The sequence below is a fragment of the Pengzhenrongella sp. genome, from assembly GCF_036565025.1.
In the GTDB taxonomy this organism is placed as follows: Bacteria; Actinomycetota; Actinomycetes; order Actinomycetales; family Cellulomonadaceae; genus Pengzhenrongella.
The window spans coordinates 1-13,116 of record NZ_DATCNW010000017.1 but is presented as its reverse complement, the minus strand read 5'-3'; the positions used below and the strand labels follow the sequence as shown (position 1 = coordinate 13,116).

Here is a 13,116-nt window from a genome sequence, read left to right as displayed (position 1 = left end):
ACCATCGGGCGATGTTCGAGGCGTGGAACGCCAACCTGTGGAAGGACGCCACTGGCCTGCTGCTGTGGATGTCGCATCCCGCATGGCACAGCACCGTCTGGCAGACGTACGACTACGACCTCGATGTGAACGGCGCCTACTACGGCTCCCGCAAGGGCTGCGAACCGCTGCACGTCCAGGCCGACCCCGTCGCGTGGCGGGTGATCGCGGTGAACCACACCCCGCAGGCGCGAGCAAAGGTCACCATCACGGCGAGCCTGTACTCCCTGGCCGGAGCCCTGCTCGGTTCGCCGCAGGCGCAGACGCTGGACATCGCCCCGTCCGACGTCGCGGCCGCGTTCACGGTCGCTGCGCCCGCCGGGGCACCCGCCCTGCACCTCGTGCGGCTCGAGATGCGCGACGCATCCAGGGTGCTCCTGTCGCAGAACACGTACTGGCGGTACGGGACGCCGGGTGACATGGGTGCGCTCAACTCGATGGGGGGCACACGCTTGAGTCTCTCGGTCGGCAGCGCCCGCCCGGCAGGAGACCAGCAGACGGCGACCCTGACCGTGACCAACCGCGGGCACGCGGTCGCCCCGATGGTGCGCCTGTCGGTCCGGGGCCGCCTCGGCGGCCGGATCCTCCCAGCCACCTACGGCGACAACTACGTCTGGCTGCTCCCCGGCGAGTCGAGGCAGATCGCCGCGAGCTGGCCGTCGAGCGGCTCGGGTCGCGGTGTCCATTTCGCGGCCGATGCCTACAACGCGCCGTCGGTCGTCACCAGCTAGCGCCGACCGGGGCTGTCGTCGTTCTGACGTGTCCGTTTCCAGAGCCGTTCTCGACGGATGAGGCACAGTGGACGCCATGGACATGTCCGACCTGCTGACCCTGGTGCTCGTGCTGCTCGGCGTCCTCTCGCTGCTTGGGGTGGCCGTCATCGGGTTCGTCATGTGGCGCTACCGCGTCCCGCCGCGCGGGCTGATCGCGATGATTGCGGCTCTGGTCTACCTGGCGAGCCCGGTCGACCTGTTGCCTGAGGTGATGCTTGGACCGATCGGCCTCCTCGACGATGCCGGCGCAGTCGCCGCCGCAGCGGTATTCGTCTACAAGCTCGTGACGGTCAAGAGGCGACTTGAGGATGCAGGCGTGAGAGGCCGGAGGAAGCCAGATCTGCTGGATTGACCGCAGTGTTCCGAACCCCGCTTGTCGTCGGCCGGGTTGCGCGGCGAGACTGGGCGCGTGCGAAAGGTCGTCGTGTGCGAGCTGATGTCGCTCGATGGTGTTGCCGCGGCTCCCGATGGCTTCTTCACCGAATGGGACGACGCGCTGGACGCCGCCACCGCCGGTTGGATCGCCACGCAGGACGCCGTCATCCTGGGCCGTCGCAGCTACGACGAATGGGTTGGGTTCTGGCCGGGTAGCGAGATTCAGCCGTTCGCGACATTCATCAACTCGGTCCCGAAGTACGTAGCGACCTCCCCGCCGCTCGACGCCGGGTGGGCCAACGCGAGTGCGATCGACGGTGGGCTGGTCGACTTCGTGCGAGACCTGAAGAGCCAACCCGGAGGCGACATCGGCGTCCACGCCAGCATCTCGGTCGCACAGGCCCTGCTGACCGCAGGCGTCGTCGACGATCTCAGGCTCGCGCTCGCGCCGACGATCGCCGGCACCGGGCGAAAACTCCTCGACGGGTTGCCGCCGATCGGCCTCGTCCCGATCCGGGGCGTGATCTCGCCGACAAGCCACCTGATTCTCGACTACCGCGTCATCGAGGCGGCTCGGTCGCCGCGGCTTCCGTAACCGCGACGGACAGCGTTCAGGTCCCGTCAAGCCACCCGTGCTTCCATGACAGGGTGAGCGCGGACGCCACCCTTGTCCTGCTCGCCGACCACGCCCATTGCCCGATGTGCCACTAGATCCTGGACACCTCCCCGGGTGTCGCCCGGGTCGTAATCCCCGGCGGCAAGCCGCTCGACTACTCGGAGACCTCATGAACAGCACACACGCCCGAGCCAGGCGCCGACTCCTGATGATCCGGTGGGTCGGCGGCGTGCTCGCTGGGAGCATGATCCTGGCGATCCTGGCGCCCGCGTTGCTCAGCACGCTCATGTAGCTCAACTGGACATCACGCTCACCTGCTAAGAGAGGCCGCCCGTTCGACTCAGGCAGGGTCACCTGAACACCACCTGACAGACGTCCACCCGCCGGGATCCGAACCTAGGTTCCGCAGCACATACCGCCACTCGTGAGCTGGGCCGGAACGTACCGAGCGACCGTACTCGGCGTCGTCTCGGCGTCGTCACGGCGAGGCGCGAGAAGCGTCTCCGTGGGAACGTTTCATCCCAGAGGGCGAGACGGAAACGTTCACCTCTTGGCGACACGGACCGGCCTCGGTGCGAGGCGTTCCCGCGGGAACGCCTCGCTGACGGCGCTCTTGATGGGCGGCGCGCGCCGCGAGATCTGGGCCACCAGGCATGGGTCCGTGACGTCGGCTACCGCGACCGATGTCGCTTGCGGACCGGCACTTGACCGCTGTGTGTCGTTGAGCGACTTGGGCTTCGAGGTCGCAGACAAAGAGCCTTGACGCGACGAAGGGTGTGGTGGGCCGTCAAACCCGAACCAAACGCGTGAAGGCCCCTACGAAGAACCTGCACCCTGCCGCTGTTGGCTGGTGAGAACGTTCCCGTGACTAAATGCATCTCCTGAGCGTAAATTTGCACGCTGCCCACGTTGAGGTCGTCATGGTCTGGCTGGTGGCGGAGCCGAAGATGCCGAGGATGCCCGGCTGGCAGGGCGTGACCTGCTCGGCGCGCGGCGGGTTTTGGCTCGGACTCGACGAGGTCGACTCCGGCAGCCGATCAGAGGCGTCACGACGATGCTCGAGTGCGGGTCCATGGCGATCTGAGGAGAGGCTTGGGGCGCGACTATGCCGAGCTGGTCGCCGATTCGTCGATCGTGAATGAGGCCGCGCCTCGCTGCAGGTCGTAGGTCACCGGTCGCCCGCTGCGCGAGTCGCGGCGGGCCCAAGCCGACTTCGTCGCGTCACCATACCGTGCTGGCCGCAATAACAGCCAAACCCGTTAGTGCCGACAATGCGCATAATACACACCGAAGCGCATTGTCGATATTACGATTCTTCAGATCCGCGATCTCCCAGTTGGAGGCGAAGTTATCGAGGAGGCGCGCCGCCCGCAATCCAGTACGCCCTTCTGCTGTCGATTCGCCCAAGATAGCCCAGAGGTCGTTCGGGTCGATCCATTTCCAATATCGTGTCTTCTTTGAAACGAGCGCTCTAAGAGAGTACAGAGCCGCGAGAACAAAGAGGCCAGTCGTCAAGCAGAGTACAATTGCGAAAAGTGTGCGTGGCCTTGAATCAGTCGGCCACTTACTTTCATCGAGCAGGAGGCCCGCGGCACTGAGCGTGAAACTGGCAGCAATCGAAACACTACCTGCGATCGTCGACGCCCGATGATCGGCTGCCTCGGCACGGTCGATCGCTGATTTGGCAACCAATTCGGCCATCTGGAGACATGCGTTTGCAGATGCCTCAGTGTCCAGGGGCATTCGTGCCATCAGATGAGCGGCTGTCTCCGACTGACGCTTCACTGGGTCCCAGTTCCAGTATTTACCATGGCGATATGGCAAGACAAAATCGCGAACATCTTTTCTGCCGCCCGGGCCCACGCGGCGACGCCCATCATTGTCCTGCGTTCGGCGAGCGTCTTCAGCCATCGTGGCCCTCCGCGTTATTAGGAGCGAACACAGCGATCAATTTCAAACGCTATTGAGAGTCTTTCCGACGTTCAGCACCCCATCTGAACCAACGCCGAAGCTGAAGGCCCTCGCGCCGTCCAAATCACCAGGGACCACCACGGGATCCTGAGGGCTTGTCGCAGCCGTTGCCGGGGCCGTGAAGGCACCGACGAACGCGATGAGGGCAGTTGATGCAAGATGAATGTGTAGACGCAAGTGCATCGAGTTCTCCCTAGCGGGCTCTGTGGCGCCCGCTGACCGAGACCAGTTCGACACACTATGGCCCGATCCGATCGGAACTGCCCGTCGACGACGGAGGAAGCTGAGCATCTCACGGCGGCCGAAATCTGGACACTTCTCTCGCCGGGTTGGGCAGAGCCTTGTCGTGCGGTTCAGTGGAGCCGTCGCGAGCGGCGAGGCCGATGGCGTCCGCGGCGGCCCTGGCTTGCCCTGCCGCCGCGGCAGACAGCCCGATTGGCGCCGCCCTGAGAGCTGAACCCGCGGCGTCAACAACCGCGGGATCACGGGCAGCCGCGATCCGAGCCACTCAGGAGCCGGCCCGGGTAGTCATGCAGCCGTGACCAACGTCGCACGTACCCGCCTGCCCGCGGCGTGCCGGTCACAGATGCGACACCCGAAACCACCTCCCTATCGGACCTTGGCGGGCGAGAACGTCCCCGTTGACCTCGATGCTGTCCACCAGGGCATCCCCGCCGCCCGCAAACGCCTGGGCAGCACCGTGCACGAGACCGCGCTGGGCGACCTGTCTGCGGTCGACCGGACGTACCTGCTGGCGATGTCGCACGACTCTGGGTGTTCGCACACCGGGACAGTCGCTGAGCGGATGGGTGAGAGCGCGTACTACGCAAGCGTGTACCGGAGCCGCCTCATCGATGCCGGGATCATCGAGGCGGCCGGGCGAGGCTACGTGGACTTCACCATTCCCTACCTGCGCGAGTACCTGCGTGAGCACGCCGCCCGGTATGAGATGAACTCGCCCGCTCGGCGGCCGCGGCGATGAACGACCACGTGCGGCACCGCGCGTTGATGAGCCCCGCGCGGCTGGGCACCCAGCGTGCTGAGCGAGCCCGGTCCTACGCCAAGGTCACCGCCCGGGCGATTTGGGGTCCCAATGGTGCGTTGGAACCCTAAGTGAGTGCCATCGCCCCAGTTCAGAATGGCATTCGTCGTTCTCGATCAGCCCGCGAGACCAACTTCATCACGTGGATCGAGGCTGAAGCCACCGTGCGTGCGAACACGCGCCACGATCTGCTCAGCTGTCAGATTCGGCGGCAGCTGATCGATCGGGCACGGTCCGAGCGGCTCCCCGCTGTCGGCCTTGATCGAGAAGCAGAACGAGCCAACCCGCAAGATGGCGTACTGGTCGTTGATGAGCACGTCTACACCAGTGCGCTCGAGGACAGCGACCAGCCGGGCAGGGTCGTGGTTCCGGAAACGGATGAGGTGGTCCTCTGGCTTGCGGACCGTTAGCACCTCACCGTCCACGGTGACTAGCTGTCCGCGCCACGATTGCGCGGACACCTCGGATTTGTCCGACGTGTGCAGCGCCTGGATCCAGTGGACGTTGTGCCCGGCAATGTAGGCGGTGCAGCCCAAACGGTGCAGGTCGGGGATGGGCAGCTGACCCGACGACCTCGGATCGATCTTCTTGGACATGACGGCACTCCCCGAACTCAAGGGACCCCGCGGCTGTCGCCCGGTGATCCGCGCTTGCCGACACGTGCGTTTGGGCCGGGTCTTCCCTCAGGGGCACCCAGGCGAAGCCGGGTTGCCGGGCAGCTAGCTCAGGGGCTTAGCGCTGCCTCTCTTGACCTAGAAGTGATCGTAGTCGGGCGGGGTGGGGAATTTCAGTGAGCAGGTCTGGGTACTTTCAGCGCCGTCAGCCCGGCGCGACACCCTGGGAAGCAGCCCGCCGGCTCCTCCCGGGGCCTCGCGACTGGTCGAAGGGGGCGTGCCTGAGTAGATGAGGGTGCATGTGCCTTGCACCCGGCTACATCGACACGCTCGATGGCGGGTGGATCACCCTGCGCAGTAGCGTCGCGTCTGAAGATCTCGGCGCGCCCGATCAGCGCGACGTGACCGCGCGTCCAGCAGCCAGAGTGTGCACGCGGGCCGGCTCCAGCCGCACGACCACGGCTTTCGACGTCGGGGTGTTGCTGCGCTCGGCCGTGCTGTCGAGCGGCACCAGCCCGTTCGCTTCCGGGAAGTACGCCGCCGCGCAGCCATGTGCCGTCGGGTAGGAGACGACCCGGAACTGCTCGACGACGCGCTCGACGCCGTCGGGCCACTCGCTGTGCAGGTCGACGCACGCGCCGTCCTCGACGCCCAGTTCGGCCAGGTCGTCCGGGTTCACGAACACGACCCTGCGCCCGTTGTGGACCCCGCGATAACGGTCGTTGAGGCTGTAGATCGTCGTGTTGAACTGGTCGTGGGACCGCAGCGTCTGCAGCAGCAGCCGGCCCGGCGGCGCATAAGTGGTCTCGAGCTCGTTGACGGAGAGCATGGCCTTGCCACTCTTCGTAGGGAACCTCCGCTCGTCGCGCGGCCCGTGCGCAAGGACGAACCCCCCTTCCTGGCGCACTCGGCGGTTGTAGTCCTCGTGACCCGGCACGGTTCGCGCGATGTGGTCGCGGACGGCGTCGTAGTCGCGTTCGAAAGCCGCCCAGTCCACCGCGACCTTCGCGCCCAGCGTCGCGGCGGCCATGCGGCTGACGATGGCGACCTCAGAAATCAGCAACGGTGAGGCGGGCTGCAGCCTCCCGCTCGACGCGTGCACAGCGCAGACCGTGTCCTCGACCGTCACGAACTGCGGACCGCTGGCCTGGACGTCGATCTCGGTGCGGCCCATCGTCGGCAGGATCAACGCCTGTTCACCGGTCACCGCGTGCGACCGATTGAGCTTGGTGGAGATCTGCACGCTCAGCCGCGTGCTGCGGATCGCGGCCTCCGCAACAGTCGTGTCCGACACAGCGGACACGAGGTTGCCGCCGAGCGCGACGAGCACCTTGACACCACCGTCCCGCATGCGCCGGATCGACTCCACCGTGTCGCAGCCGTGCTCCCGCGGCGGGTCGAACCCGAACTCCACCTGCAATGCATCGAGAAACGACTGGGGCGGCTTCTCCCAGATGCCCATGGTCCGATCGCCCTGGACGTTGCTGTGCCCGCGAACGGGACAAGCACCGGCACCCGGACGGCCCATGTTGCCGCGCAAGAGCAGCAGGTTGATGATCTCGGCGATCGTGGCGACGGCCTTCTTGTGCTGCGTCAGCCCCATCGCCCAGCAGACGATGACCCGCTCGGCCCGCAGGTATCTAGCCGCGAGCTCGTCTATCTCCTCGACACGCAGCCCAGTCGCCCTGAGCACCTCCTGCTCGTCGAGACCCTCAAGGTGGGCCCTGAGCTCCTCGAGCCCCTGGCAGTGCTCGGTCAGGAACGCGTGGTCGAGAACCGTCCCCGGTGCCGTCGCCTCGGCGTCGAGCACGCGCTTGCAGACGGCCTGGAGCAGTGCCATGTCACCACCGATCCGCACCTGCAGGAACTGATCGGCGATCGCGGTGCCCTTGCCGACGAGCCCACGGGGTCGCTGCGGGTTCTTGTAGCGGATCAGCCCTGCCTCGGGCAGCGGGTTGACGGCCACGATGCTGGCTCCCGCCTCCTTGGCCTCCTCGAGCGCTGTGAGCATCCGAGGGTGGTTCGTGCCAGGGTTCTGACCCATGATGATGATCAGGTCGGCCTTGGCGAAGTCGGTATAAGAGACGGTTGCCTTGCCCACACCGATGGTTTCGGCCATGGACAGGCTCGTCGACTCGTGACACATGTTCGAGCAGTCCGGGAGGTTGTTCGTACCGAACGCCCGGACGAACAACTGGTACGCGTACGCCGCCTCATTGCTGGTGCGTCCGCTCGTGTAGAACGTCGCCTCGTCCGGCGAGTCGAGGGCGTTCAGCTCGCGGGCAATGATCTCGAATGCCGCCTCCCAGGTCACCGGCACGTAGTGGTCGGCTCCTGCTGGCTTGTAGACCGGCTCGACGAGCCGGCCTTGCTGCCCGAGCCAGTACTCGGAGCGGGAGGCCAGCTCTCCGGTCGAATGCTGAGCCCAGAACTCCGTCGAGACGCGCAGCCGGTCGGCCTCCCATGCGACGGCCCGCGCCCCGTTCTCGCAGAACTCCGCCGTCTTTCGCTCGGGCGGGTCCGGCCATGCGCAGCTCATGCAGTCGAAGCCGTCCTTCTGGTTCAGCGCCAGAAGCGTGTGCAGGCTGCGGCGGACGCCCATCCGCTTCAGAGCGAATCTCATCGAGCGAGAGATGCCCGGGATGCCAGCGGCCCACCTCCGCGGCTTGCTGACGCTCAGGTCCTTGTCGTCCTCGGTGATGTCGTGGCCCGCTGGATCCGGGGTCACGCCACACCCGCATCTCGAGCCCCGGGCCGGTCGGCTTCTGTGACGGCTCGTGCTCGACCGCGGACTATCCGATCGCCACCGGCATAGACCACCATCGAGTGCCCACGGTGGAACCCGACGAGTGTCATGCCTACCTCGACCGCCAGGTCGACGGCCAAAGACGATGGCGCCGAGATGGCGACCAGCATCGGGATCCCCGCCATCAGCGCCTTCTGGGTCAGCTCGAAGCTCGCGCGCCCCGACACCATGAGGACCGTCCCGCACAACGGCAGGCGATCGTGCTGGAGCGCCCAGCCGACGACCTTGTCAACCGCATTGTGGCGGCCCACATCCTCGCGAAGCACCAGGACCTCGCCGCTGGCGGTGTCGAAGAGCGCCGCCGCGTGCAGTCCGCCGGTCTGGTCGAAGGTCTCCTGACCTGCTCGGAGCCTGGCTGGGAACAGCGCGAGAAGCTCGACGTCGACGCGAGCCGCGTCGTCCCGGATCGTAAAGGCCGATCGGGTTCTCACCGCGTCGATGCTCGCCTTACCGCACAACCCACAGGAACTTGTTGTGACGAACGCCCGCTCAAGGCTCGGGTCGGGAAGGGGTACACCGGGCGCCAGAGTGACGTCGAGGATGTTGTACGTGTTCGCGTTGTCCTTGGATGCGCCCGCGCAGTAGCGCGCAGCACGGAAGTCCTCCCCTCGTGCGATCACGCCCTCAGAGACCAGAAAACCCGCCGCGAGCTCGAAGTCGTCGCCCGGTGTACGCATCGTGACCGCGAGCGAGCGGCCTGCCACCCGAATCTCGAGTGGCTCTTCGACGGCGAGACTGTCTGGACGGATCACAACCTCGCCTTCCAGCGTCAATCTGGTGACCTGACGCCGTGCCATGACTCGTCCCATCCGGCGATAGTCGCACGAGGTCCCGAGGGTGACAACACACCGCGCGTCCCTGCGCGCCGGTTGCGTCTCCAGCCGTAGACGTGGTGTTTGACCTCGACGAGGACACCGAGACGGGCACCGGACGCGCTGCGCGTCCAGCAGCGATCTGTCCCAGGTCTTCGAGCAGATGACTGGCCAACAGGTGCTGGACCGCCTCGTACTCGGCCGGTATAGCCGTGCCTGTCAGCCGCGGATAAAGGGTCCTCGGCTCATGGTCGGGTCAAACGGGCGAGTGTTTGCGCTGGTCAGCGGCGTAGCGAGACTTCCACATTGGTAGCGGCGGCCCCGGCTCGGGGTCCGTGTAGCCGCGAATGTAGCCACCACCCACGGCTGCCGACTCTCCGAAGACTTAACCACAGGTCGGAGGCACGGCAGACAGCACCTGGAACGAGAGTCCGCGGCCCCCGACGCCACCGACATCCTGGTCGTCACGCACTCACAAAGGGCTGTTGCTCAACGCGTGCCGAGCATCTGAGCTGCTCCGCGACTCGTGGGTGCTGTCGATGAAGACCTCGCGGGGTCTGGGGCTCGACGCAGGGTCTGCGCCGGGCCCCAGACCTTGATGTTCGCCCTACTTCAGGGACAGCGACTGGGTGTGCTCGATCTTGACGGCGCCAAGCTCGCTGGGGTTCAGGCCGAGCAGCCCCAGGATGGTCGGGGCAATCTGCGTCGTCTCGACCGGAGAGGCCGACAGGGAACCACTGCCGGCGACGCCGGCGCCGCTCACCACGATCGGGACGTTGCGGTCCTGGGGGTCGGTCCCGCCGTGCTCGGCGATCTTCTTCTTCTTGCCGGTGTAGACGACGCCGTGCTGGACCTCACCGAAGATGTCCGGCACCCGGGGATCGGCCGCGGGTACGTGGAAGTACGCTGCGGCCTGCGCCCCGGCGTGGATCGAGGCGAGCCCGGCGTGCTGGAACGCCTTGGGTGCGCCGTTGATGTCGTTGCCGACACCGGACTGCGCCCACAGGGTCCGCTTGGCGAAGTCGGCGGCCGCCTGGGACGAGTCATTCAGCCACCACATCATCGCGTCGTCGTCCGTGCCGCCCTGGACGAGCGACTTTCCGGGGTGCGCGGAGACCCAGGCGGGGTGAGCGGTGGCCCAGGCGGCGTTGACGGTGTCGGTCAGCGCGCTGTCGTCGATCCGGGTCAGCGCCGAGGGCTGCTGCGGGGACTGGCCGTGCTTGGCGGACAGGATCACCGTGGTGGAGCGCGTGCGGTGCTGGGCCGCGATCTCGTGCACCAGGCGGCCGACCTGGGCATCGACGCCGACCAGGGCGCGGGCCAGCAGCGGCCCGGGCGTCACGCCGTCGGCCAGGTAGCCACCGGCGAGCCCGTCGGAGGTGGGGAGCTTCTCTGCGGTGGAGACGGCCTGGAAGTTCATCCCGAAGATGCCCGGGACGGCGGTCCGGACGCGCCCGCCGTGGTCGAAGCCGTCGATCTCGTTCAGGACGGCCTGGACCTTGATGCCGTCGTAGCGCTGGGTCAGGGCGTTGTCCGTGGTCCAGTCGTTGCCCTTGGCATCGGCGGTGGAGTTGATCTCGGGGGTGAACAGATCCTGGACGCCGTTGCCTGACGGGCCGTTGAGGATCTCGTAGGCGGGGTGCTTGTCGGACCAGGCGGTCCCCAGGCCGTGCTTGCGGGCCACCTCGAAGACGGTGTTCACCTTGAGGTAGGAGTGCGGGTAGACCGGTTTGCACGTCTTCGGGTCGACCGGCAGGGTTGCCGGATCGATCAGGGTGCGCGGGTTTCCCGTCATGGTGAGGATGCTGCTGGGCAGGCCGGCGAGCCCCTGGCCCGCGTCGAGGTCGAGCGGGTTCTTGTCCAGGCCCTCGTGGTAGGTGACCTCGACGCCGGGGGCCACCCCGGCGCACGCCGTGGTGCCGGCCGGCAGCAGCGCGTGGTTCCAGGTGTCGTCGTAGTACACGCCGGTGCTCGACGGGTTCCCGCCGGTCACCTGGCCGACCATGCCGGGGAAGGAGTCGGAGGGGACGGGGGTCTTGGCCTGCGTGAAGTCCACCCCGGAGGCGACCAGGGCGGCCAGCGCTGAGTGCGGGTGCGCGGCCACGAACCAAGTGAGGTCCGACTGGTGCAGGCCGTCCACCGACAGCAGCAGCACGCTCTTGGCGCGCGCGGGACTCGCCGAGGCCGACGACGCCGTCGCTGCCGCGGCGGTCCCGGCCGCGGCGAGCAGCGACGCCGCGCCCATGACAGCGATCGTTCGAACGGGGAAACGGTGCACAGCATCCTCCAAGGGGTTCAACGGTTGCGCCCCCACCTTCGGCGTCGAGGGACCCGCAGGACCAACGAGGAGACCACTGTGTGGTGAACAGTCGATGAACCCTTCCGCAACGCCCAGGAAAGCCACTCAAGGTGTGCGTTCTTGCGGCCGGTGACCAGCCCAGCCAGTGATCGTCAGTGCGCGTCGACGACTCCCACGAGCTCGCCGGCGCGCACGCGGGCTTCGTAGGCCTTGGCTTACTTCGCACCGGGAGCCGAGGACGTCCCCAGTAGGCGCGCGGCCGGGGTGACGGAAGTGACGATCAGTTCTCAGCGTTTCACCTTGAAGGCCCGAACGTGGATCAAGCCGACGTCGTGTTGGATTGAGTCCGCACAGTCTGGAACGAGGGCGCCTCTTCGCACGACTCGCGCGTCTGCCCGCAGCGATGGGTGCCCGGGCTTACCTCCTCCCTTGATGCGCAGCTCGCGCTCGAGCAGCTGGACCGGGCTGCCGCCGGCCGGGGCACGGGGGATCGCCGCGCGGAGAGCCACGCACGAACAATTGACCGCCGGTGCCCGGGGCGAGCACGATGAGATTGCTGGCGGTTCCTCGTGCGGGGTGACCTTGGGCGCGGAGCATCGACCTGGAACGTATCGGGGGTGCCATGAGTGATGCGGGGCTCCCGGAGCGGCTTCAGCTCGGGCCGGGCGATGAGCGCCGCTTTGTCCTACCGACTCATGGGGGCGGCGGCTATCGGTGGCAGTCCAGCGTGGAGGGGGACAGCGTGCGCGTCACGATCGACTACGAGGACGCACTCCCGGGTCGGGATTCACCCGCCCCGGTCGGGAGCGTCGCGCAGGTCGTAGCGATTGTTGCGGTTAAGTCGGGAACCTCGGCGGTGCTCCTGCAGGAGCGCCGGTCCTGGGAGAATGCGGCCGCAGTGACGCGCCGGATCGATGTCCAGGTCAGATCAGCCAACGATCAGGAAGAGGAGTAATCATGCCGGAGAACGTCGACCTCAAGTCGCGGAGTGTCAAGGGGTACGGGTGGGTGCCTGACCTGCCGGACGCTCGTGACTTCGCGTTTGCCGCTTCCGAGGCGGTGCTCGCCAGCCTGCCCAGCTCGGTGGACCTGCGCGCCCAGTGCCCGGCGATCTACGACCAGGGCCAGCTCGGCAGCTGTACGGCGAACGCCATCGGCGCCGCGTTCGAGTTCGCGCAGATCAAGGAGGAGATGACGGACTTCATCCCCTCGCGGCTGTTCATCTACTACAACGAGCGCCAGATCGAGGGCACCGTCGACCAGGACGCCGGGGCGATGATCCGCGACGGCATCAAGTCCGTGCACCGCCTCGGGGTCTGCCCCGAGGACACGTGGGCCTACGACATCGCCCGATTCGCCGAGAAGCCGCCGCAGGCGGCCTACACCCAGGCCCAGGACCACCAGGCCACGGTCTACCGGCGGGTTCAGCACACGTTGCCCCAGATGCAGGGTGCCCTCGCCGCCGGCATCCCGATCGTCTTCGGCTTCTCGGTCTACGAGAGCTTCGAGAGCCAGGACGTCGCGCGCAGCGGCATCGTCCCGCTCCCGCAGCGGTCCGAGCGCCTGCTCGGCGGGCACGCGGTCGTCGCCGTCGGGTACGACGACGCGACGCAGCGCTTCATCGTCCGCAACTCCTGGGGTACGGGCTGGGGCATGAACGGCTACTGCACCATGCCGTACGCCTATCTCATCGACCGGTCGCTGGCCAGTGACTTCTGGGCCATCTACGCGGTCGAGAAGCCCGCGCTTCCCTGACGGACCCGGACCGG

General features: G+C 67.0%; 12 protein-coding genes and 1 riboswitch. Of the genes, 7 read left to right on the top strand and 5 right to left on the bottom strand.

Annotated elements, in window-relative coordinates; all coding sequences use genetic code 11:
- The 4 genes from VIM26_RS00855 to VIM26_RS00840 all read left to right on the top strand — a co-directional run.
- Nucleotides 1-770, top strand: a 770-nt coding sequence (locus tag VIM26_RS00855; protein WP_331948414.1) for a hypothetical protein, incomplete at its 5' end; no start/stop codon positions are given.
- Between the two features lie 76 nt (nt 771-846).
- Nucleotides 847-1,164 carry a YkvA family protein gene (locus VIM26_RS00850; protein ID WP_331948413.1) on the top strand — a complete coding sequence of 106 codons (318 nt, stop codon included), beginning with the start codon at nt 847-849 and terminating at the stop codon, nt 1,162-1,164.
- A 57-nt stretch (nt 1,165-1,221) separates the two neighbouring features.
- Nucleotides 1,222-1,782 carry a dihydrofolate reductase family protein gene (locus tag VIM26_RS00845; RefSeq protein ID WP_331948412.1) on the top strand — a complete coding sequence of 187 codons (561 nt, stop codon included), beginning with the start codon at nt 1,222-1,224 and terminating at the stop codon, nt 1,780-1,782.
- Nucleotides 1,783-1,972: 190 nt separating this feature from the next.
- Entirely contained in the window at nt 1,973-2,095 is a 123-nt protein-coding gene (locus tag VIM26_RS00840; RefSeq protein ID WP_331948411.1) for a hypothetical protein, read from the top strand.
- 929 nt (nt 2,096-3,024) lie between these two features.
- Here VIM26_RS00840 and VIM26_RS00835 read toward each other — a convergent pair.
- The gene (locus VIM26_RS00835; protein ID WP_331948410.1) at nt 3,025-3,714 is read right to left on the bottom strand and encodes a hypothetical protein; all 690 of its coding nucleotides are present in this window, start codon (nt 3,712-3,714) and stop codon (nt 3,025-3,027) included.
- 679 nt (nt 3,715-4,393) lie between these two features.
- On the opposite strand from VIM26_RS00835, the gene VIM26_RS00830 reads away from it, so the two are divergent.
- Entirely contained in the window at nt 4,394-4,756 is a 363-nt protein-coding gene (locus VIM26_RS00830; RefSeq protein WP_331948409.1) for a hypothetical protein, read from the top strand.
- Between the two features lie 176 nt (nt 4,757-4,932).
- Here the strand turns inward: VIM26_RS00830 and VIM26_RS00825 are convergent, their stop codons facing one another.
- The 4 genes from VIM26_RS00825 to VIM26_RS00810 all read right to left on the bottom strand — a co-directional run bounded on the left by VIM26_RS00825 (nt 4,933) and on the right by VIM26_RS00810 (nt 11,293).
- The gene (locus tag VIM26_RS00825) at nt 4,933-5,412 is read right to left on the bottom strand and encodes a hypothetical protein (RefSeq protein WP_331948408.1); all 480 of its coding nucleotides are present in this window, start codon (nt 5,410-5,412) and stop codon (nt 4,933-4,935) included.
- 45 nt (nt 5,413-5,457) lie between these two features.
- A riboswitch (SAM riboswitch) is annotated at nt 5,458-5,569 on the bottom strand.
- A gap of 252 nt (nt 5,570-5,821) precedes the next feature.
- Nucleotides 5,822-8,158, bottom strand: coding sequence for an FdhF/YdeP family oxidoreductase (locus tag VIM26_RS00820; protein WP_331948407.1), 2,337 nt, complete (start codon nt 8,156-8,158; stop codon nt 5,822-5,824).
- Entirely contained in the window at nt 8,155-9,045 is an 891-nt protein-coding gene (gene fdhD, locus VIM26_RS00815; RefSeq protein WP_331948406.1) for a formate dehydrogenase accessory sulfurtransferase FdhD, read from the bottom strand. Before fdhD ends, VIM26_RS00820 begins: the two co-directional genes overlap by 4 nt.
- A 610-nt stretch (nt 9,046-9,655) precedes the next feature.
- On the bottom strand, nt 9,656-11,293 hold the full coding sequence (locus VIM26_RS00810) for an alkaline phosphatase family protein (protein WP_331948405.1): 1,638 nt from the start codon (nt 11,291-11,293) through the stop codon (nt 9,656-9,658).
- Nucleotides 11,294-11,969: 676 nt separating this feature from the next.
- Here VIM26_RS00810 and VIM26_RS00805 point away from each other — a divergent pair.
- Complete coding sequence (locus tag VIM26_RS00805; protein ID WP_331948404.1) at nt 11,970-12,302, top strand: protease inhibitor I42 family protein; 333 nt, start codon at nt 11,970-11,972, stop codon at nt 12,300-12,302.
- Nucleotides 12,303-12,304: 2 nt separating this feature from the next.
- Nucleotides 12,305-13,102 carry a C1 family peptidase gene (locus VIM26_RS00800; protein ID WP_331948403.1) on the top strand — a complete coding sequence of 266 codons (798 nt, stop codon included), beginning with the start codon at nt 12,305-12,307 and terminating at the stop codon, nt 13,100-13,102.
- Nucleotides 13,103-13,116: the final 14 nt, after the last annotated feature.